At 64.1% G+C, this 21,011-nt stretch carries 19 protein-coding genes, 1 tRNA gene and 2 rRNA genes; 12 read left to right on the top strand and 10 right to left on the bottom strand.

Annotation, left to right across the window (positions count from 1 at the left end):
• Positions 1-48: 48 nt before the first annotated feature.
• From B5D38_RS15855 to B5D38_RS15830, 6 genes are all read left to right on the top strand, one after another.
• Entirely contained in the window at positions 49-879 is an 831-nt protein-coding gene (locus tag B5D38_RS15855) for a carbohydrate ABC transporter permease (RefSeq protein ID WP_078709417.1), read from the top strand.
• Between the two features lie 25 nt (positions 880-904).
• The gene (locus B5D38_RS15850; RefSeq protein WP_078709416.1) at positions 905-1,906 is read left to right on the top strand and encodes an ABC transporter ATP-binding protein; all 1,002 of its coding nucleotides are present in this window, start codon (positions 905-907) and stop codon (positions 1,904-1,906) included.
• A 224-nt stretch (positions 1,907-2,130) separates the two neighbouring features.
• Positions 2,131-3,603 carry a mannitol dehydrogenase family protein gene (locus B5D38_RS15845; protein ID WP_078709415.1) on the top strand — a complete coding sequence of 491 codons (1,473 nt, stop codon included), beginning with the start codon at positions 2,131-2,133 and terminating at the stop codon, positions 3,601-3,603.
• Between the two features lie 184 nt (positions 3,604-3,787).
• The gene (locus B5D38_RS15840) at positions 3,788-5,428 is read left to right on the top strand and encodes an FGGY-family carbohydrate kinase (RefSeq protein ID WP_078709414.1); all 1,641 of its coding nucleotides are present in this window, start codon (positions 3,788-3,790) and stop codon (positions 5,426-5,428) included.
• 137 nt (positions 5,429-5,565) lie between these two features.
• Entirely contained in the window at positions 5,566-6,609 is a 1,044-nt protein-coding gene (gene selD / locus B5D38_RS15835; RefSeq protein ID WP_078709413.1) for a selenide, water dikinase SelD, read from the top strand.
• Positions 6,610-6,720: 111 nt separating this feature from the next.
• Positions 6,721-7,080, top strand: coding sequence for a hypothetical protein (locus tag B5D38_RS15830; RefSeq protein WP_078709412.1), 360 nt, complete (start codon positions 6,721-6,723; stop codon positions 7,078-7,080).
• 73 nt (positions 7,081-7,153) lie between these two features.
• On the opposite strand, the gene B5D38_RS22230 is transcribed toward B5D38_RS15830, so the two are convergent.
• The 5 genes from B5D38_RS22230 to B5D38_RS15810 all read right to left on the bottom strand — a co-directional run bounded on the left by B5D38_RS22230 (position 7,154) and on the right by B5D38_RS15810 (position 12,116).
• Positions 7,154-7,249, bottom strand: a tRNA-Sec gene (locus B5D38_RS22230).
• A gap of 26 nt (positions 7,250-7,275) precedes the next feature.
• The gene (gene selB / locus B5D38_RS15825; protein WP_078709411.1) at positions 7,276-9,195 is read right to left on the bottom strand and encodes a selenocysteine-specific translation elongation factor; all 1,920 of its coding nucleotides are present in this window, start codon (positions 9,193-9,195) and stop codon (positions 7,276-7,278) included.
• Entirely contained in the window at positions 9,192-10,607 is a 1,416-nt protein-coding gene (selA, locus tag B5D38_RS15820) for an L-seryl-tRNA(Sec) selenium transferase (protein WP_078709410.1), read from the bottom strand. Before selA ends, selB begins: the two co-directional genes overlap by 4 nt.
• A gap of 4 nt (positions 10,608-10,611) precedes the next feature.
• Positions 10,612-11,541 carry a formate dehydrogenase accessory protein FdhE gene (gene fdhE / locus B5D38_RS15815; RefSeq protein ID WP_078709409.1) on the bottom strand — a complete coding sequence of 310 codons (930 nt, stop codon included), beginning with the start codon at positions 11,539-11,541 and terminating at the stop codon, positions 10,612-10,614.
• Between the two features lie 131 nt (positions 11,542-11,672).
• Positions 11,673-12,116 carry an RbsD/FucU family protein gene (locus tag B5D38_RS15810; RefSeq protein ID WP_078709408.1) on the bottom strand — a complete coding sequence of 148 codons (444 nt, stop codon included), beginning with the start codon at positions 12,114-12,116 and terminating at the stop codon, positions 11,673-11,675.
• Between the two features lie 423 nt (positions 12,117-12,539).
• On the opposite strand from B5D38_RS15810, the gene B5D38_RS15805 reads away from it, so the two are divergent.
• The 5 genes from B5D38_RS15805 to B5D38_RS15785 all read left to right on the top strand — a co-directional run bounded on the left by B5D38_RS15805 (position 12,540) and on the right by B5D38_RS15785 (position 16,089).
• The gene (locus tag B5D38_RS15805; RefSeq protein WP_078709407.1) at positions 12,540-13,013 is read left to right on the top strand and encodes a MarR family winged helix-turn-helix transcriptional regulator; all 474 of its coding nucleotides are present in this window, start codon (positions 12,540-12,542) and stop codon (positions 13,011-13,013) included.
• Positions 13,014-13,176: 163 nt separating this feature from the next.
• On the top strand, positions 13,177-13,461 hold the full coding sequence (locus B5D38_RS15800) for a PepSY domain-containing protein (protein WP_078709406.1): 285 nt from the start codon (positions 13,177-13,179) through the stop codon (positions 13,459-13,461).
• 5 nt (positions 13,462-13,466) lie between these two features.
• Positions 13,467-14,036, top strand: a complete 570-nt coding sequence (locus B5D38_RS15795; RefSeq protein ID WP_078709495.1) for a cytochrome b/b6 domain-containing protein — start codon at positions 13,467-13,469, stop codon at positions 14,034-14,036.
• Positions 14,036-14,710: a response regulator transcription factor gene (locus tag B5D38_RS15790; RefSeq protein WP_078709405.1), complete on the top strand. Its 675-nt coding sequence runs from the start codon at positions 14,036-14,038 to the stop codon at positions 14,708-14,710. The genes B5D38_RS15795 and B5D38_RS15790 overlap by 1 nt, the downstream gene beginning before the upstream one ends.
• Positions 14,710-16,089, top strand: coding sequence for a sensor histidine kinase (locus B5D38_RS15785; protein ID WP_078709404.1), 1,380 nt, complete (start codon positions 14,710-14,712; stop codon positions 16,087-16,089). Before B5D38_RS15790 ends, B5D38_RS15785 begins: the two co-directional genes overlap by 1 nt.
• A 240-nt stretch (positions 16,090-16,329) precedes the next feature.
• Here B5D38_RS15785 and B5D38_RS15780 read toward each other — a convergent pair whose 3' ends face one another.
• Positions 16,330-17,061: an SDR family oxidoreductase gene (locus tag B5D38_RS15780; protein WP_078709403.1), complete on the bottom strand. Its 732-nt coding sequence runs from the start codon at positions 17,059-17,061 to the stop codon at positions 16,330-16,332.
• 124 nt (positions 17,062-17,185) lie between these two features.
• On the opposite strand from B5D38_RS15780, the gene B5D38_RS15775 reads away from it, so the two are divergent.
• A complete protein-coding gene (locus tag B5D38_RS15775) occupies positions 17,186-17,641 on the top strand; it encodes a MarR family winged helix-turn-helix transcriptional regulator (RefSeq protein ID WP_165690879.1) in 456 nt (151 codons plus the stop codon).
• Between the two features lie 510 nt (positions 17,642-18,151).
• Here B5D38_RS15775 and B5D38_RS15770 read toward each other — a convergent pair.
• From B5D38_RS15770 to B5D38_RS15755, 4 genes are all read right to left on the bottom strand, one after another.
• Positions 18,152-18,694, bottom strand: coding sequence for a DDE-type integrase/transposase/recombinase (locus B5D38_RS15770; protein ID WP_078709401.1), 543 nt, complete (start codon positions 18,692-18,694; stop codon positions 18,152-18,154).
• Between the two features lie 50 nt (positions 18,695-18,744).
• Entirely contained in the window at positions 18,745-18,867 is a 123-nt protein-coding gene (locus tag B5D38_RS22855; RefSeq protein WP_165690878.1) for a transposase, read from the bottom strand.
• 396 nt (positions 18,868-19,263) lie between these two features.
• Positions 19,264-19,378, bottom strand: a 5S ribosomal RNA gene (gene rrf, locus B5D38_RS15760).
• Positions 19,379-19,448: 70 nt separating this feature from the next.
• Positions 19,449-21,011 (bottom strand): 23S ribosomal RNA (locus B5D38_RS15755); the annotation flags it as partial.

The following is a 21,011-nucleotide window of genomic DNA, read 5'->3' as shown; positions in this document are numbered from 1 at the left end:
CTCTAACGATTGCCGGAATTTTCCGGCGCATGGGAGGCTCGATCTGACATGGCCCGCGCCGTTTCAACCCGCCGCAAGATCACCTTCACCGTCATCGCATGGGTCATCGGAATCGCGATCTTCTTCCCGATCCTGTGGACCATCCTGACGAGCTTCAAGACCGAGGGTGAGGCCATCGCCTCGCCGCCGTCCTTCCTGTTCTTCGACTGGACACTGGAAAACTACACGACAGTCCAGGAGCGCTCGAACTACTTCCTACACTTCTGGAATTCGGTGGTGATATCGCTCGGCTCCACCGTCCTCGGTCTCATCATCGCGATCCCCGCCGCCTGGTCCATGGCCTTCGTGCCGGGCAAGCGGACGAAGGACGTGTTGATGTGGATGCTGTCGACCAAGATGCTGCCGCCGGTGGGCGTGCTCATCCCGATCTACCTGCTCTTCCGCGACGCGGGATTGCTCGACACCCGCACCGGCCTCGTCGTCGTCCTGACGCTGATGAACCTGCCGATCATCGTGTGGATGCTCTACACCTATTTCCGCGAGATTCCGGGAGAGATCCTGGAAGCGGCACGCATGGATGGCGCGGGCCTGCGCGAGGAGATCATCTACATCCTGACGCCGATGGCCGTTCCCGGCATCGCTTCGACCCTGCTCCTCAACGTCATCCTGGCATGGAACGAGGCATTCTGGACCCTCAACCTGACGGCGGCCAACGCGGCGCCGCTCACGGCCTTCATCGCATCCTATTCGAGCCCGGAGGGCTTGTTCTACGCTAAGCTGTCCGCCGCCTCCACCATGGCGATCGCGCCGATCCTGATCCTCGGCTGGTTCAGCCAGAAGCAGCTGGTGCGCGGTCTCACCTTCGGAGCGGTCAAATGATCAAGAGTCACAATGGGGTCTCCCGATGAGCGCCATCACCCTCAAGAACGTGACCAAACGCTTCGGCGACGTCACCGTCATTCCCGGCATCGACCTGTCGATCGAGGACGGGGAGTTCGTGGTCTTCGTCGGGCCTTCGGGCTGCGGCAAGTCGACTCTTCTTCGCCTGATCGCGGGCCTGGAGGATGTATCGGCGGGCGTCATCGATATCGACGGCGCCGATGTGACGGGCACGGCGCCGGCCAAGCGCGGCCTCGCCATGGTGTTCCAGTCCTATGCCCTCTATCCGCATATGTCGGTGGCGGGCAATATCGGCTTTCCGCTCAGGATGGCCGGTGAATCCAAGGAGGCCATCGACAAGAAGGTCCGGGCGGCAGCGGCGACGCTGAACCTCACCGATTACCTTCACCGCAAGCCGCGCGAGCTTTCGGGCGGCCAGCGCCAGCGCGTCGCCATCGGCCGCGCGATCGTGCGCGAGCCCAAGGGCTTCCTCTTTGACGAACCGCTGTCGAACCTCGATGCGGCGCTGCGCGTCAACATGCGCCTGGAGCTGTCCGAGCTCCACGCCCAGCTCAAGACGACCATGATCTACGTCACCCACGATCAGGTGGAGGCGATGACCATGGCCGACAAGATCGTCGTGCTCAATCGCGGCCACATCGAGCAGGTCGGCTCGCCGCTGACGCTCTACAACAAGCCCGACAACCTCTTCGTTGCCGGCTTTATCGGCAGCCCGAAGATGAATTTCCTTGGGCCGACCTACGCCAAGGAGCACGGCGCGGCGACGGTCGGTGTGCGACCGGAGCACATCAAAATCTCGAAGGAGAGCGGCCTCATCAAGGGCACGGCGGGCGTCGCCGAGCATCTCGGCTCCGATACCTTCGTCCATGTCCATGTCGCTCCCGACCAGATGATCACCGTCCGAACCTCGGGCGACAGCGTCCTGCGCCATGGCGACACGGTGTGGCTGACACCGGACGAGGACCGGCTCCATCGTTTCGACGCCCAGGGCAAGGCCATCCGGTGAAACATCCGGATGGAGAGCCGGGCATGGGCGCTGCGCGCGGCACTGGCAGAGGTTGCGCCGAGCCCGGCCACGTCGTCGCCCAAACCAGCGAGGTCGGCGGCGGCAACGGGATGAGCTGACGCCGGAGACGGCAAATTCTTGGGACCGCGAACAACGCCCGGCTGGTGCCGGGCGAACGGAAACCTGTGGCCCAACGCTAACGAGACATCGGGAGGTGCTTTGAAATGAGCATTCGGCTTTCGTCCGCCACCCTTGGCGAGATCGCCGGCAAGGCGGCGGTCCCCGGCTATGACCGAGGCGCCGTGTCGCCGGGCATCGTTCATTTCGGGGTCGGAAACTTCCATCGAGCCCACCAGGAGGTCTATCTCGACGACCTCTTCCAGGCGGGCAAGAGCCGCGACTTTGCGGTGCTTGGCGCGGGAATGCTGCCGTCGGACAAGGCAATGGCCGACAAGCTCGGCGCCCAGGACTTTCTCACCACCGTCGTCGAGCAGGACAACGCCCGAACGGCGGCCCGCGTTATTGGCTCTCTCGTCGGCTTCCTGCCGGTGGGCGACAGCAAGTCGATCATAGAAAGGCTCGCCGATCCCTCGATCCACATCGTCTCGATGACCATCACCGAGGGCGGCTACTTCATCGATTCGGCAGGCGCCTTCAACGAGGGACATCCCGCGATCCAGGCGGACGCGGCCAATCCGGGCGACCCGAAGACCGTCTTCGGCCTCATCGCCGCCGGTCTCAAGGCCCGGCGTGCCAAGGGGCTCGTGCCCTTCACGGTGATGAGCTGCGACAACATCCCCCACAACGGCAAGGTGACCGAGCAGGTGGTGACGGGCCTCGCCCGGCTTTCCGACCCCGAGCTGGCCGACTGGATCAAGGCGAATGTCGCCTTCCCCAATTCCATGGTGGACCGCATCGTGCCCGCCACCGGCAAGCGCGAGATCGACAGCCTCAAGGAGGCCTTCGGCGTCGAGGATGCCTGGCCGGTGTTCTGCGAGGAATTCCGCCAATGGGTTCTAGAGGATCATTTCACCGACGGCCGGCCGGCCTTCGAGGAGGTAGGCGTCACCATCGTCGAGGATGTCGCGCCCTACGAGATGATGAAGATCCGCATCCTCAACGGCGGCCATGCCTCGATCGCCTATCCGGCGGCGCTGCTCGACATCCATTTCGTTCATGAGGCGATGGAGGATGAGCAGATCCGGGCATTCCTCGAAAAGCTGACCAAGGACGAGATCATCCCGATCGTCCCGCCCGTGCCCGACACCTCGCTCGAGGACTACCGCAAGCTCATCGAGCGCCGTTTCTCCAATCCCAAGATCGGCGACACCATCCCGCGCCTTGCCCAGGACGGTTCGAACCGCCAGCCGAAGTTTATCGTTCCGACGATCCGCGACCGCCTTGCGAAGGGCGAGAGCATCGACGGCTTGGCGCTGGTCTCGGCCCTGTGGTGCCGCTACCTCCAGGGGCCGAGCGAAGGCGGCAAGGAGCTCGAATACAACGATCCGAACATCGAGGAGATTCGCGCGGCGGCCAAGGCGGCGCAAAGCGACCCGGCGGCGTTCCTGGCGCTCGGCAACGTCTATGGCGAGCTCGGCAAGAACCCGCACATGGTCGAGCGTTTCTCAGCGGCCCTGAAGGGCCTTTCCGAAAAGGGCGTTCGGGCCATGCTCGACGCATATCTCGGCAGAACCTGAGTCCCCTCGCGCAACCGCTCGGAGGTGTGCCGCCGGAGGAAGGCGCGAACGCAAAGACGGACATCGGGGGGAGCGGCCAACTTGCCTCGATGTCACACGGCTGTGAAGGAGACTGCGGCGAGGAGAGAGTTTCCCTCCCGGCAGAAAATGGTCTAGTGCGCTTCCGGGGAGGGTCGGAAGCGTCATGGACAGCGTCTTCATCGGCATTGATGTCGGGACGGGCAGCGCGCGCGTCGGGCTGTTCGATCCGAGGGGGAACCTGCTGGCGGTGGCGCGAAGGCCGATCCGCATATGGCGCGAGGACGGCAATATCGTCGAACAATCGTCCGCCGATATCTGGCAGGCGATCCGCGCGGCTGTGGCGGAGGCGCTGGACACTGCCCGCATCGGCCCCGAAGCGGTCAAGGGTATCGGCTTCGACGCCACCTGCTCCCTGGTCGTGGTGGACAGGGACGGCGCGCCGCTCCCCGTCGGGCCATCCGGCGATCCCGACCGCAACATCATCGTCTGGATGGACCATCGGGCTCTTGCCGAAACCGCGACGATCAACGCGACCCGCCACCCGGTGCTGCGTTATGTCGGCGGCGCGATTTCGCCGGAGATGGAAACGCCGAAGCTGCTTTGGCTGAAGAAGAACCAGCCGGATACCTTCGCGCGCGCGGCGCACTTCTTCGATCTCGCCGACTATCTGTCGTGGCGCGCCACCGGCTCCACCGCGCGCTCGGTCTGCACCCTCACCTGCAAATGGACCTATCTCGCCCATGAGCGTCGATGGGACCCGGACTATTTCCGCACCGTGGGGCTCGGCGAATTCGTCGAGGAGGATTTCTCACGCATCGGCGCCGAGGTGGTGGACATCGCAACGCCTCTTGGCGCGGGCCTGACCAAGCAAGCGGCGGACGAACTCGGCCTTCTGCCCGGCACGCCCGTCGGCGCCTCGCTCATCGACGCTCATGCCGGTGGCGTCGGCACGCTTGGCGGCATTTCGCCCAGGGGCGTGGTATCCGACCCCAGGAGCCAACTCGCCTTCATCATGGGCACCTCCTCCTGCACCATGTCGCTGACGCGCGAAGCCGCCTTCGTCGACGGCGTTTGGGGCCCCTATTACAGCGCCATGGTGCCCGGATACTGGCTGCTCGAAGGCGGGCAATCCGCCTTTGGCGCGGCTCTCGATCAGCTGGTCGCGATGCATCCGGCCACCGCCGAAGCGACGGAAAAGGCCCGCGTGGCAGGCCTCTCCCTCCTCTCCTTCCTGGAGCGCCGGGCAATCCAGATGGCGGGCTCGGTGGAGGAAGCGGCGTTTCTGGGGGCTGATATCCACATTGTCCCGGATTTCCTTGGCAATCGATCGCCCCATGCCGATCCCGAGGCGACTGCCGTCATCTCCGGTCTGACGCTTGCCAACGGCCTCGACAGCCTGACCCGGCTCTTTGTCGCAGCGCTCTGCGGCCTCTGCTATGGCACGCGGCAGATCATCGAGGCCAATCGCGAGAAGGGCATCGAGTTCAGAACGCTGGTGGTCGCCGGCGGAGCTGCGCAAGGGGTGCTTCTGCGCCGCATTCTCGCCGACGCCACCGGCCATCGCGTCGCTTTGCCCGAAACGCAGGAGGCGGTTCTCCTGGGCAGCGCGATCCTTGGCGCCGTTGCTTCCGGCGCCTTCGAGGATATTTCGGCCGCCGCCGCGAGGATGTGCCGCATTCGCGAGGAGATTGCGCCGCACGAAGGACGCATCGCGGCGCTTCACGCGGCAAAGTACGAGGCCTTCATCCGCCTTCAGAGCGTGGAGCGCGAAATCCGCCACTCGATCGCCGAAGCCAAAGGATAAAGCCGCGCCGCCGGCCATCATCGCCGCCGATCGCGAGTGTCTTGGGTGCATAGAATAGCGCTCTAAATCTCCAGTGGAGCAATCGTCCAGCACATTACCTATCCGGCAATCCTCTCCAGGAAGGAACAGGAGCTACCATGGATCAGCCTCTTCGCCTGTCACAGCTCTCCCACGGCGGCGGATGCGGGTGCAAGCTCGCGCCGTCCGTTCTGCAACAGCTCCTTTCGGATGCCTCTCTCTCGCCTCCCTTCGCCCAACTCCTCGTCGGTGCGGAAACGGCGGACGACGCCGCCGTCTGGCAGGTGGACGACAAGACCTGCGTCATCGCCACGACCGATTTCTTCATGCCGATGGTGGACGATCCGCGCGACTTCGGCCGGATCGCCGCCACCAACGCGATTTCGGACGTCTATGCCATGGGCGGGCGGCCGATCATGGCGCTCGCCATCCTCGGAATGCCCATCGACAAGCTCCCGGTGGAGATGATCCGCCAAATCCTCGAAGGGGGAGCGTCGATCTGCGCCGAGGCGGGCATTCCAGTGGCGGGCGGTCACTCCATCGATGCGCCGGAGCCGATCTACGGCCTCGCCGTGATCGGGCTCTGCCATCCGAGCGAGGTGCGGCGCAATGCCGCCGCCAAGTCCGGTGACGCCTTGATCCTGACCAAGGGGCTCGGCATCGGCATCTATTCCGCGGCGATCAAGAAGGGCGCGCTGCCCGAGGACGCCTATCACGAGATGATCGCCTCGACGACTCTGCTCAACCGCATCGGGCCGAAGCTCGCCGCGCGGGCGGACGTCCATGCCCTCACCGACGTCACCGGCTTCGGCGTTCTCGGCCATGGTCTGGAGATGGCCCGCGCCTCGGGGCTCACCTTCGATCTCAACCTCTCCGCCCTGCCGCTGCTGTCGAAGGCGGCCGAACTCGCCGAAGCAGGTTTTGCCACCGGCGCCTCGGGCCGCAACTGGGCGAGCTACGGGCACGATGTCGAACTGCCGCGGGACCTGCCCGAGTGGCGGCGGAAGCTTATCACCGATCCGCAGACGTCCGGCGGGCTTCTCGTCGCCGTCGCACCCGACCGCGCCGAATCCCTGGTCGAGGAAATCCGAGCCGAGGGCTACCCGCTTGCCGCGATCATCGGCACCGCGCGCGAGGGACCGGCCAAGATCATCGTCTCCTGAAAGGGTCCTCCGAGCCTTTGCGGGGTTTCGGGCAGCGCTCACATAGCAGAGGCGCGGAACCCCGCCGCCCTCTCAGCCGTTGCCACTAAATCCATTGCCGGGAGGCCATCCATGCGCATAGCCCTCGCCACCGCTCTCGCTTTTGCCGCAAGCCTTTCCCTCAGCAGCCTCGCGAGTGCGGAAAGCCCGCAGGCGCAAGGGAGCGCCGCCCCTTCCGGCCAGACGCTGGAGAACAAGGCGGCCTGCAACGCGAGCAGTCAGGCGGAGCCGGCAACGCAGCCCCAGCCGGGCGATGCTACGGCGCCGGGCAATGCGGGCTCCACCGGTTGGACCGGCGGCACGGGTGGCTCGCAGATCGGCACCAATACCGCGGGCGCCGTGCCGAGCTCGCGCACGTGGCAGCCGCCGACCGTGCGCGGCCTGGATCTGGCGGGACGGCCGGAGCCGACGCCCGCCGCCTCGGCCTGCTGAGGCTCAATCCCATTTCGCGACTTACGACCGGACGCTGCGGTCGCTTGGCGCGACCCTCTTTCGCCTGGGTGTATGGCGGAAGAGAATGGGAGTCGAACCCACCCAGGACAGTCTCGCTGCCCCACCCGGATTTGAAGTCCGGACGCCCCACCGGGGACGATTCTCTTCCGTCGCACGGCCGCTTCTACTCCTCTCCTAATCAGAGAAGAGGTCGAGGCGGTGCGGGTTCATGCGGCGGAGGTCGCCGCGCCGCAAGGTTACGCCATGGCGGTCGAAGAAGTCGAGGATCTGGATCGCTACCTTGCGCCCGTTCTGGACACGGTCGCGAAACGCAGCGGCGGAGAACCAGCCATCCTCGGAAGCCTCTGACGCCGCCTGTGCCTGCGCCACCATCTCCGCCGTGACCTCGCGCAGGAAGAAGTGGTCGTGGGCGATCTCGTCGATCCGGCCGGCACGCGCGGCCAACCTGAGGACAAGCCGAACCCGCTCCTCGTCCATGCCGAATTCACCGGCGATATCGCGTGTCCGGGGCGGGCGAAAGCGCGCCTCACCAGACAGCAGCGGCACGATGCGCCGATAGAGCGCCTCATCCTCAGGTGACAGCCGCGCCTCGTGGCCCGCCAGGGCGACGAACGAGCCCGCGAGAAGGATCTTGCCCGCCCTCGCCTCCGCCTGAAGCAGCGCCGAGAACAGCGGAAACGGCATTCGGGGCGCGATCGCCAAGCGAAGGCGCTCCCGGCCAATGCCCTGAAGCTCCGGATTGTCGGCGTGAAATTCGCCGACCGTCGCCAGAAGGCGCCGGGAAAACAACGCCAACTCCGACCGCTCCATGGCGAAGATGCCATTGCCCGTGTCGACCACCGCTGCGCCCGCGTCTTGCGCAAGCGCGTTCATGCGCGATGGCCCGAGCGCACGATCCCGCGCAAAGACGGCGAGATCGACGATCCCCGGTGGTGCGCCGACAAGCCGGCGAAGCGCCTGCGTCGGATCGGCTTCGGCCATGGCGGAGAGCTGCGCCAGACGCTCCTGCGAGCGGCGCTTGCGGGCGGGAGCGCGAAGATCGAGGAAGCGGCCGCCGCCGATGGTGCGCTGAGCCGAGGCGTCGCGCAGAATGAAGCGGTCGAGAGCGGCGGCGGCGATCGGCCGATCCAGAACGATCTGAACAAGCGCCGTCTCGCCCGGCGCTACGATATCGGCAAGGGGAACGATCCGCGCTCCGACCTCGGCGCTCGCGTGGTGAAGATGGGCGGGAAACCACGGCCCGATCGGCTTGCGCTCGCTGGCGAGCACGGTCAGTTCGGCGTCGAGGCGGGCGGTCGGGGCGTGCAGCACCGGATCGAGCACCATGTCGCCGCGCGCGATCGCCTCCTTCGACACCCCTTCGCCGGCCAGATTCAGCGCGCAGCGATCCCCCGCCCGGCCTTCTTGCGCGGGTCGGTTCTGGGCATGGATCGAGCGCACCCTTGCGGCAAGGCCCCTCGGGCTGACCGTCACGCGCTCGCCCCCAGCCACTTTTCCCGACAGCACCGTGCCCGTCACCACGGTTCCCGCGCCGGCGAGCGTGAAGCAGCGATCGACCGCGAGGCGGAAGCGGCCGTCGGCGCGGCGCGCCTCGGTCTCCTCTGCCGCCCTGGCAAGAGCGTCCTTCAGCTCGTCGATGCCCTCGCCGGTGAGGGCCGAAACCGGCAGGATAGGTGCATTCCTTAGCCGGCTTTCCGAAAGCAGCGCTCGAACGTCATGGGTGACGGCCTGCCTTCGCCCGGCATCGGCGAGATCGGCCTTGGTCAACGCGACGATGCCACGCTCGACGCCGAAGAGATCGAGAATGGCCAGATGCTCGCGCGTTTGCGGCATGACGCCGTCATCCACGGCGACGACGAGCAGGGCGAAATCGACGCCCGACGCGCCCGCCGCCATGGTGTGGATGAACCGCTCATGCCCCGGCACGTCGATGAAGCCGATCGTTCCCCCGCCGATCTCGGCATAGGCGAAGCCCAGCTCGATGGTGATGCCGCGCGCCTTCTCCTCCTTCAGCCGATCGGCGTCGACGCCCGTCAGCGCCTTGACCAGCGCGGTCTTGCCATGGTCGATGTGGCCCGCCGTGCCGACGATCACGCGGCCGCCTCGGGTGAAGGATCAAGCGGAGGAAGGGCCGAAAGGCTCTCCAAAAATGCCGCTTCGTCCTCAAGACAGCGAAGGTCGAGGATCAGCGCCCCTTCGCGGATATGTCCGAGGATGGGTCTTGGCAGCTCGCGCAGGGCGCCTGCCAGTTCCTCCAGTTCCTTCCCGCCCGCGACGGCGAGGCGAAGCCCGGCGCTGGGGATCGTCTCGGTCGGCAGCGCGCCGGAGCCGATCTGACTCGCGCAACGGCAAAGTTCGACGGAAACGCCACGCCCCTTCATGAGCGCCGCGACAGGGAGCAGCAGACGCGCCGCCGCCGCTTCGACAGAGGCAAGCGGCCGAGCCAGCAGTCGCAGGGTGGGCAGGCGTTCGGCAAGCCGTTCAGGGTTGAGATAGAGCCTCAACGTCGCATCCATCGCCGCGATGCGCAGCTTGTCCACCCGCAGCGCCCGCTTCATCGGGTTCCTGTTGATCGCCGCAATCAGATCGCGCCGCCCGACGATGAAGCCGGCCTGCGGGCCGCCCAGAAGCTTGTCGCCGGAGAAGGTCACGAGATCAGCGCCCTCCGCCACCACCTCGCGCACCGTCGGCTCCTTCGCAAGGCCATAGCGCGACAGATCCGCCAGCGTGCCCGAACCGAGATCGTTGAGAAGAGGCACCCCCGCCTCTCGCGCGATCGCCGCCAGATCCTTCCCCGCCACCTCGGCGGTAAAGCCCTCGATGCGGTAGTTCGAGGTATGCACTTTCAGGATCAGCGCCGTCTCGGGCCGGATCGCGCCGCGATAGTCCTTCGGGTGGGTTCGGTTGGTGGTGCCGACCTCGACAAGCCGGACGCCGGCCCGCGCCATGATGTCGGGCATGCGAAAGGCGCCGCCGATCTCGATCAGTTCACCGCGCGAGACAATCGCCTCCCGGCCCTCGCCGAGCGTGTTGAGAGCGATCAGAACGGCGGCGGCGTTGTTGTTGACGAGGGTCGCATCCTCGGCGCCGGTCAGTTCGCAGAGCAAGCCGCGCAGGTGGCTGTCGCGCTCGCCGCGCCGCCCGCTCGACAGGTCGAATTCGAGGGCAAGCGCCGAGCGCATTGCCGCGACCGCCGCCTCCACCGCCTCCTCGGCCAAAAGCGCGCGGCCGAGATTGGTGTGCAGGACGGTTCCTGTCAGGTTGAAGAGCGGGCGAAGGTTCGTGCTGTGCTCGGCCTCCAGCCGTGATCCGATCTGGGCGACGAGCGCAGCCCGGTCGGGTGCCGGTTCGCCGGCGCCGATGGCGGAGCGCACCTCAGCAAGAGCTTGCCGCGCGACCGCCGTCACGCGCTCGCGTCCATGGCGATCCAGAATTGCCGCAACGCCAGGGTCGTTCAGGACTGCGTCGACCGACGGCAAGGCGCGATAGGCGCTGGAGGAATCCATGGGTTCAGTAGCCGAGAAGAAAGGGCGCGAAGCCTGCGCGGCGATAGTCTGTCTCGCGCATCAGCATATCGAGGCCCAGGCTCGCGACATCGTCGGCGACCACGTCGAGCGAGGGATTCTTGTTCTGATAGAGGATCTTGAGCCAGCTCCCGCAGGTGCTGCACGCCTCCGCCTTGACCGTCGCCTCGGCTTCATCGGTGGTCTCCCCGGCGGTCGCCGCGTGGTAGCTGATGCCCTTTGTCGAGCCACAGGCCAGGCATTTCACCCGAACTTCGTTCCAGCGCGTCGAGCAGAGGGAGCAGACGGCATAGCGCGCGCCTTCCGCGCCCTGGAAGCCGACCACCAGGGAGGCCAAAGGCCGCCCACCGCAAGCCGGGCAGACACCGACGCCGACAGGGACGAGGCGAGCGCCATCGAGGCTCGCCGCGAGCCGGCAAGCCCCGATCTCAAGGGCGGCTGCGACGAAGAGATGCTGGGCCAGCCGCTCCGGAGGCACAGCCGCCGCCATGATAGCGTCGGCCATCGCTCCAAGAGCCTCGGGCGAGGCCGCCGACACCTCGGCAAGGGCGGCGGATGCGGGCGCGGGCATGGCGAGCGCCGCAGCACCATCACGAAACGGCTCGAAGAGCCGGAGCATGGCCAACTTGATGCTATCGCTGTCGAGCGGTGGCATTTCCCCGGCACGGGCGCGCGCGACCTGTTCCTCGGCGAGCGGTGCCGGGGCTTCCGTTCCGGCGACGATCCGGTCCTGCAGATGCGAAAGATCGCCGAGGAAGCGGAGATAGGGACCGAGCGGATTGCCCTGCGCCAACGCGACAAACCGCGCGGCTCTTTCGGCAAACAGCCGCCCCGGCAGCGGCGCGATGGCAAAGGGCGCCTTGGCGACGCCACCAAGCACAGAGGGATCAGGCTGAGGGGACGAAAAACTCGGCATTTCGGCTCTCGTTGCGTTCATCCATCATGTCAATCGCATCGGCCAAATTGCAAGGCCGGATGATTGCGCGCGGAGGTCGTTCCCGCCGTCAGGCATTCCAATAGAGCGGGTGCGGCGGCGGTTCCCGCCGTCTAGAAGACGACGCCCTTGCGCAGGATGAAGCAGCCATAGGCTCGGCGCTCGCCCGTCTGGACGATGGCGAAGCAGCGGTTGGCGCGGCTGTAGAAGTCCTGGCGCTCGATGGAGCCCAACCCCGCTTCGGCCGGCTTGGCGGCTTCCAGAACGGTGAACACGTCCTTATGGACCTCGTTCATCTCATCCGCCTTCCCGTCAACCTCCATCCTGACGGCACAGTGATCGACGAAGGCGTCGAGCGGCATCAGGCCGGAGATCAGCGAAACCGCCTCGGCAGCCGAAAGACCGGCGAGCTGGATTGTTTCTCCGAATGCCGTGTGGGCCGCGGTCGAATGCGCCGGAAAATTCGCGTCAACCACGGCGATCTCGTCGCCATGCCCCATCGCCGCCAGACAATAGATCAGGTCAGGCGTCATTCTCGCGTCGATGCCGATCAACATGGTTCCCTCCCTCGGTGGCGAGCAAATCGCCGTCCCGTCGACAATCTAGGGCTGATCGCCCCACCGTTGGAGTCTCCACCGCGCCATCCACTGGAAATCCGCGGGAAATCGAGGAACGGCATCCGGCACAGGATCAGACAGAAAGTGCGAGCCTTGTTCCGCCGCGCCCGGGCGTCCGCCCGACCTACTCCGGCTGCCAAATCATTCCTTCATAACGACAAGTTTCACCTGGCCTCGAACCAGTAGAATTTTCTTCTGTTTTGGGCAGAACAGCGGACTGTTTGTTGACGACATCCATCCGGTCACGCCGTTTTACATTCAGGCCCCATGATATGGCTCACTCTCGGACAGCTGATCGACAGCTTCGCGCTGGTACCCCTTTGGACGTAGGCGACGACCAACGACAGATCCAGGAGAGGAACCATGCTGCACAACGACCTCGAGACCATCTTCGGCTTTCTTCTGACCGACGTGACCCGGATGTACCGCGCGGCGCTCGACAAGAGCGTCATCTCGCGCGGCCTCAGCCTGACCCCAGGCGAAATCCGGACGCTGGTTCATATCGCTCGCTATGAAGGTGTGCGGCAGGCTGTCCTTGCAGAGCGCATGGGCATCGAACCGATGACGGTCTCCGCCTACATCGACAGGCTCGAAGCCTACGGCCTGGTCACGCGCCAGACCGATCCGAGAGATCGGCGGGCCAAGCTGGTGAGCGTGACCGCCAAGGCTGATCAGGTCTTCGAGGAGGTTCGACCCATCATCTCGGCGACTCACGAGATGATGATGGATGGCATTGCTCAGGAAGACCGCGATCTCCTCGTCTCCATGCTGATCGAGATGCGCGCGCGTCTGACCTCGACGCCGGCTCCGGTCATTCCGCTGGTCAAGGTGGCCTGAGGACTTAGCCACGCTTCACAGAGCGGGCCCGACCAGTCCAGCACCTGTTTCATCTTGCCTGATAGACGGTTCCGCTTTTCTCCCCCACGACGGCTGATGGACAGATGAAAAGCCGTAGATCGATCCGGTCTGAACTCCCATCCTCTCAGAAAAGGAGATCCTCATGAAGATCGCGCTTTCGGCCTCCCTCCTCCTTGTCATGCTTCTGCCGGCGCTCGCCCAGGCCGAGGAAGAGAAGAAGGACTGCACCACCGTGCCTGAAGCCCAGTGGATGAGCCAGGACGCCCTCAAGGCGAAGGTCGAAGCAGCCGGCTACAAGAACATCCGCAGCATGGAGCGCCTTGGCAGCTGCATCGAAATCTACGCTTTCGACAAGGACGGCAAGCGCGCCGAAATCTATGTCGATCCGGCGACGGCCACGATCTATCCGTCCGAGGAACAGGATTGAGAGCGGTGACGCGGATCGGAAACATCGGGCGAGCCAATAGGTTCGCCCACGCCGGCGAGACGGTGCGCGTCTGGGACCCGGCGGTGCGGCTGTTCCACTGGACAGTGGTCGCCGGCGTCTGCCTCAATCTCTTCGTTCTCGAAGAGGGCAAGACGGCGCATCGCGCCGTCGGCTATGTCATTCTCGGCAGCCTCGCCTTTCGCCTCGTCTGGGGGTTCGTCGGCAGCCGCTACGCGCGCTTTTCTGATTTCATTCCGACACCTCGGCGGCTGGCGCGGTATATCCATGCCCTCCGCCATGGCGAGGAACCAAGGTTCCTCGGGCACAATCCCCTCGGCGCCATCATGATGCTGATATTGATGCTGGTCCTGGCCGCGACCGGCGCGACAGGGTATATGATGACGCTCGATGCTTTCTGGGGCGTCAGATGGGTCAAGGAGGCACATGAGATTCTCGCCAACTCGATCCTCTATCTGGCGCTCGTTCATGCGCTCGCTGCCCTGGTCGAGGGTCACAGGCACGGGGAAAACCTTGTCCTGGCGATGATCACGGGAGACAAGCGCGCGGAGGACTGATGCGGCTGCTGCTCGTTGAGGACAGTCCGAGGCTTCTGCAATTGCTGACGGAGACCGTCCACGGTGCCGGCTGGCGGATTGATGGTGTCTCAACCCTCGCGGATGCCCGGCTCGCCCTGGCGAGCAGCGAGCACAACATCCTGATCCTCGATCTCAGCCTGCCCGACGGAAGCGGGCTGGATCTCCTCAGGGAATTGCGCCAGCGCGGCGACACGATCCCCGTCCTGATCATCACGGCCGCCGATGGCGTGGATTCGCGGATCGCCGGTCTCGATGCCGGGGCCGACGACTACCTCACCAAGCCGTTCCACCACCGTGAATTCCTCGCCCGCTGCCGTGCCATCGCCCGCAGGAGTGCTTCCGGCGCGCTGCCGGTGCTCTCGGTGGGGCGCCTGTCCTACGATCCCGCCACATCCGTCGTGACGTGCAATGGCGAAGTCCTGGCGTTGCCGCCGCGGGAACGTCAATTGATCGAGCTCCTGATGCGGGACGCGGATCGCGTGGTGCCCAAGCGCAAGCTCGAACATGCGCTTTCTGAATACGGTGACATGATGAGCGCCAATGCCCTGGAGCTCGCCGTCTCCCGGCTGCGCAAGAAGATCGACCTGGGTGCCGCGGGTGCCGTCATCGAGACGGTGCGCGGTGTGGGCTATCTGCTGCGAACCGTCGGGTAATGAACAGCCATCGTTCTCTCTTCAGTCTTATCGGTTGGCGCATCCTCGCTTTCGCAGGCTTAGCGGCAACGCTGCAGACCGCGCTTGTCTTTGCCGAGTACTGGTTCAAGGATGGAGAGCTGGGAAGCCTGCTCATCGCGCAGGAAACTGAGATCGTCGCTCAGAATTACTGGGATGACCCGGTCCATTTTCCCGGCGCCTCATTGATCAATCGTTACGACCTTCATCAACCTTGGCATAAGGGCGGCCCTGGATACGCTCTTCGAGTCAGGCAGGCCGACGAACAAGTGATCTATTCGAGCTGCGGCGAAGCCTGCGATCGCTTCCCTCCGCTTCAGGTCGACAGCGGCATGTTCTGGCAACGTGCTCTTAACTGGGGCAAACCGCTCGACGTCGTCGGGGGGCAGGTCGTCGAGTTAAACGGTCACCCACCACTGAGGATCGAATTCCTCTCCCTCGGCGATCCGAACAATCTGCTTCTGGAAGTGCTCGGCGGAGAAGTCGTCGAGCACATGGTGATCCCGACCCTGGTGACTCTGGGGCTCGTCTTTGGCGGCATGCTGCTGTCGATCCGCGAGGCGCTGCGCCCGGTCGCCGCCACCGCCGAGGCCGCGCGCGCACTCGATCCAACGAAGCGCATCGACCCGCTACCAACCGAAGGCATGCCGCGGGAAATTGCCCATCTGACGGGCGCGGTGAACCAGGCGCTCGACCGGGTGTCGGACCTGATCCGGTCGCAGCGGGTCTTTTCGGCCTCCATCGCCCACGAGATCCGCACCCCGCTCGCCATCGTCAAACTCGAACTCGAGCAGATCGAGGGTCCACGGGCGCGTGCCGCCGAGGCGGATCTCGGGCAGTTGACCCACACGCTGGAACAGCTGACAGCCCTTGCCCGCCTTGATGTCGTGGAGCCGAGCTCCTTCGCCGATGTTCGCCTTGGCAACCTCGCGGAGGCGACGGTCGAGCAGCTCGCGCCGCTGGTGTTCGCCAGCGGGCGCTCGATCGGCCTCGACAAGCGCACGGATCCTGAGGTTCGCGCTGTTCCGACCCTCATTTCGACCCTGATGCGCAACCTCGTCGAGAATGCGGTGAAACACACGCCCGTGGGCACCGCCATCGAAATCGCGGTGGAGGCTCCGGCGCGCCTCATCGTCAGAGACAATGGGCCTGGGATGCCCAGCGCGCCGAGGGGAGAGCAGACGGAGATCGGAGAGGTGAAGCGCAGCGGCTCGCTCGGCGTCGGTCTCAAGATCGCCCAGCGCATCGCCGCTCTGCACGAAGCGACCTTGCGCATCGTCTCCGCGGAAGGCGGGGGCACCAAGATCACGATCGACCTTTCGTCTTCTCTCCTCGAGAGCGGTGGGAACGCAAGCGTCTAGATAAAGGTGCTGTCCTTCGAGATCATCCGCCATCCCGGCACGCGCGAATATTGGCTTGCAAGAGACGGAACAGACGGCGGTTCGGCTCGCTTTGCGAAAGAAGGTTTGCCTTGGCGCCCCCAATCTCCTGGCGAGGCAAGTTCTTTAGCCCGAGGCCCTTTGGCCGGCCCCGCTGCAAGTCCACAGGGGCCGGTGGTGTTGGTCGTCGGCCGCGTTGCAACCCCTCGTCCTTGCCGCACGTCAGCCTTGGTAGGTGCCGCCATATTTGACCGGCACCAGGTCGCCCTGCTTCTCACCGGACTTGATCAATTCAAGGATCTTGTCTGCGACCTGCTCGGGACGCTGCCGTTCGGCGTCGATCGGCGCCTCCATCCTCTCGGCCGACTCCCTTCCCGCCTTGATCGATGCGACCAGCTCGGTCTTCGTGATGAAGGGATACATCAGAGAAACAGCAATGTTGGCTTCGGCAAGTTCCACCTGCGCCACGCCGGTCAGTGTGCTGAGTGCTGCTTTCGTCGCACTATAGGCACCGCTTTCTGGAAGCGGGCGGAACCAGATACCCGAGCTGACATTGACGATGCTTCCGGCGCGCTGCCTACGCATGGTCGGAATGACCTTTTGCATCATGACCAGCGGTGCCAAAACGTTGAGTTCGAAGATGTCGCGAAAGTCATCGACATCGATATTCTCGATCGAGGCTTGCAGAGCCTGACCCGCGTTGTTCACCAAAATATCGATCCGACCATGGACCCTGAGCGTTTCCTCAACCGCGTGGTCCACCTGCTCCCTGTCGGTCACATCGCAAGGGAGTGCGATCGCGTCCTTCAGCTCGTCGGCGAGCTTTTCGATTCGGTCCTTGCGTCGAGCGAGCAGCACCACTTTTGCCCCGGCAGCAGACAAAGCGCGCGCTGTGGCGGCGCCGATACCGGAAGAGGCGCCGGTGACGATTGCTATCGACCGATTAATTTCCATGACTGCTTCCCTCGTTGTGGGTGTGGTGTGGTATCGGGTAGGCCAGCGAAGGCCACTTGGCCCGAGATCGACCGAGCTTACTTGCTTTCGCTATCGTTTGATAGCTTTTGTCACGAGGGAAAGAGTGGACGAAGCCGACGCCCGACGACTTTTCGACCTAGCGGATGTTGTTCATGGCATCAGCCGCCAGCTTCCGCCTCCGAGCAATCTGGAGCCCGGCATTTGCACGCCGGTTGAGATCCATGTGATGCGCTGCATCTCGAAGCATCCGGGCAAGGCGGCGCGGGCGATATCGCAGGCCTCCCGGTTGCCCTCGAGCAACTTTTCCAGAGCGGTACGTGGACTGGAAGCAAAGGGTCTCGTGCGACGGGAGACGAACGAAGCGGACGCGCGGAGCGTCGATCTTCATTTGACGGATATGGCGGCGCGCAACTTCGTTCGCATGCGCGATGCCTGGAGCGCGGCCCTTGATGGCATTGTGGACGATCCGTCGGCCATGGATGAGATCATTGAAACGCTGCGACGGATCGAGAAGGCGCTGGTCGAGCGGCGACAAGAATCCGGTCATCAACAAGACTAGAGCTTTTTCACAGGGGCCTTGAATCCCGCGATTCTGGCGGGTTGGAAATGTGGTTCAAGATGCTGGCTGGGTGGTTGCCACCATCAGATGGTCAAGCCCCTTTTCAACGATCTTCGCGAGCGGGTGGAACGGCGACCCTGGCGGGGGAGACATGCCGGTCAGAGGCCTTGTGGTTAGGGGGCGGTCTCGTCTGCGGCGAAGTGGTCGCAACGCTACCGCCAGACCGGATCGAGGCGCCTCATTCGACGCGGCACGGCCCGGAATATGAACTCGCAGAGCGTAGGTTGAAGGGGCCGCACAACGCCGTCTGGCTATTCCCGCGCCGCGAGACGTGCCGGCGAAAAACTCTGCTCGCTCTTGGTCAGGCCCGTGCCCACATTCCTCGCCGGCGTGGCCGAGCCAATCTCGACTCGCGGCGGTTGGTGATTCATTGACGACCCGCGGATCAAGACGAATATGGCGCGGCTGGGAAGCAAAAGGCAAGCGGCTGTCCAGCGCGCTTGAAGGTCTTCACGACGGCTTCCGCCATGCAAACCGTTCCGGGCTGCGAACCGGCGTGAAACACGGTGTCAGATTCAGCGCAATGGCAAAGTCCCGCGTCTCCTTGGCGATGTAGGGGTTGCCGTTGCCACTGAGGAACTCGATCGGATCCGGCGCCTGAAGGATGCCGAAGCGGCGTTCCACCGCTGCCAGCATCATGTCGCACACATTCGAGCCGCTGATGCCGGCGCCCGACACGACCGCATAAGCGATGATCTCGCGGTCGAAGGCGTCGATCACGAAGGCGAGCCGCACGATCTCGCCAATCCAGCAGGTGAACTCCAGACCGTCCGGGCACGAGCGCACGTTCGAGCGCATCACCATGATCTTGCCGTCGTGGACACAGCCTTCGCGCCGCCCGGTGCAGCGCACGAGAACAAGGGCGTGCCGCTGCATCATGCGATGAACCCGCTTGCGGTTGACCGGCGCCAAGCCCTCGGCTTTCCGCTCGCGGTTCACCAGCGCGAGCCGACTCACCTCCCAGGCGCCGATCACCGGTTCGTCCGATCCCACCGCCGTCGCGTCTCCCTCGCTCCTCGCCCGTCAGCATCGAGTCAGCAGGGTCAGGCCAAACCGTTGCGTCGCGCCACCAGTGACACCTCCTTGCCCGGCGACAGGCTCTTCTCGAGGACCCGCAGTCTCTCCACCACCGACCAACGGCGCCGTCGGGCCGTGCCCGTGATCACCTCGATCCGCTGACACTCGTCCGACCTAAGCCTGTCCTCAAGGACATCCTGGAGCCTTTCCGCTTACGCCGGATGTCCGGTCGAATTGCGGCGTTTTGGGACCGGGGTTATGGGGTTTGTGGAGCGGCGCGCGAGCGCTGCTTGGCCTTTGGGGCAACGTCAGGGCGCAAGGATTGAGGGCCGAGCGGTGTTTTGACCGACCGGGTTTTCGGCGCGTGGTTTGATCTGGCGAGCGGTGTTTGATTGTGTGTAGGTTTGCTCGTGCTGGCGCCCGGGCAAGCGTGGGGGAGGCTGAGCGTGGGGGGCTGGGCTTGAGACGCGCAAAAGCCCCGCCGGTTTGAACCGAGCGGGGCTTTTTGATGCGAATGAAGAGAAGGTTGATCTTGGAATTGGCAGACCTGGCAGCGACCGACTTTCCCGCGTCTTAAGACGAAGTATCATGGGCGCTGGGGCGTTTCACGGCCGAGTTCGGAATGGGATCGGGTGCGGCCGCCCCGCTATAACCACCAGGTCAGCCAATTCCAAGATTTTGAGAAGCTGGAGAGATTTGCCGTTCATCTGATGAACATTGGCGAATGAGAATGATCAAGCCGATCGGGCTATTAGTACCGGTAAGCTTCACGTGTTGCCACGCTTCCACACCCGGCCTATCGACGTGGTCGTCTTCCACGGCCCTGATAGGGAACACTCGTTTTCAGGTGGGTTTCCCGCTTAGATGCCTTCAGCGGTTATCCCGTCCGTATATAGCTACCCTGCACTACCGCTGGCGCGATAACAGGTCCACCAGTGATACGTCCATCCCGGTCCTCTCGTACTAGGGACAGATCCTGTCAATATTCCTACACCCACGGCAGATAGGGACCGAACTGTCTCACGACGTTCTGAACCCAGCTCACGTACCGCTTTAATTGGCGAACAGCCAAACCCTTGGGACCTGCTCCAGCCCCAGGATGCGATGAGCCGACATCGAGGTGCCAAACAACCCCGTCGATATGGACTCTTGGGGGTCATCAGCCTGTTATCCCCGGCGTACCTTTTATCCGTTGAGCGATGGCCCTTCCACGCGGGACCACCGGATCACTATGACCGACTTTCGTCTCTGCTCGACTTGTCTGTCTCGCAGTCAGGCGGGCTTATGCCATTGCACTCGACGACCGATTTCCGACCGGTCTGAGCCCACCATCGCGCGCCTCCGTTACTCTTTGGGAGGCGACCGCCCCAGTCAAACTACCCACCATACACTGTCTCGGACCCGGATAACGGGCCGCGGTTAGACATCCATGACGATAAGGGTGGTATTTCAAGGGTGGCTCCACGAAGGCTGGCGCCCTCGCTTCAAAGCCTACCACCTATCCTACACATGCCGACACGAATGCCAGTGTAAAGCTATAGTAAAGGTGCACGGGGTCTTTCCGTCTGACCGCAGGAACCTCGCATCTTCACGAGGAATTCAATTTCACTGAGTCTCTGCTGGAGACAGCGGGGAAGTCGTTACGCCATTCGTGCAGGTCGGAACTTACCCGACAAGGAATTTCGCTACCTTAGGACCGTTATAGTTACGGCCGCCGTTTACTGGGGCTTCGATTCAGAGCTTGCACCCCTCCTCTTAACCTTCCAGCACCGGGCAGGCGTCAGACCCTATACGTCGTCTTGCGACTTCGCAGAGCCCTGTGTTTTTGGTAAACAGTCGCTACCCCCTGGTCTGTGCCACCTCACACCGGTTGCCCGATGCAAGGTCACGCTTCTTCCGAAGTTACGCGTGCAATTTGCCGAGTTCCTTCAGCAGAGTTCTCTCAAGCGCCTTGGTATACTCTACCAGTCCACCTGTGTCGGTTTCGGGTACGGTCTATACGGTGGGGCTATTTCCCGGGACCGCTTCGCCGCAAGATCAATCCAATAAGACCTTACGACATACGCAATCCGTCACTTCCCACCAGGCCCACGATTGTTAACGTGGTTCCCATCGACTACGCCTTTCGGCCTCGCCTTAGGGGCCGGCTAACCCTGCTCAGATTAACTTTAAGCAGGAACCCTTGGACTTTCGGCGAGGGAGTCTCTCACTCCCTTTATCGTTACTCATGTCAGCATTCGCACTTCTCATACCTCCACGGGTCCTCACGGATCCCGCTTCATCAGCCTAGAGA

It is taken from the genome of Consotaella salsifontis (assembly GCF_900167365.1).
Taxonomy (GTDB): domain Bacteria; phylum Pseudomonadota; class Alphaproteobacteria; order Rhizobiales; family Rhizobiaceae; genus Consotaella; species Consotaella salsifontis.
The sequence above is the reverse complement of the archived record's forward strand: the minus strand, read 5'-3'. Positions and strand labels throughout refer to the sequence as shown.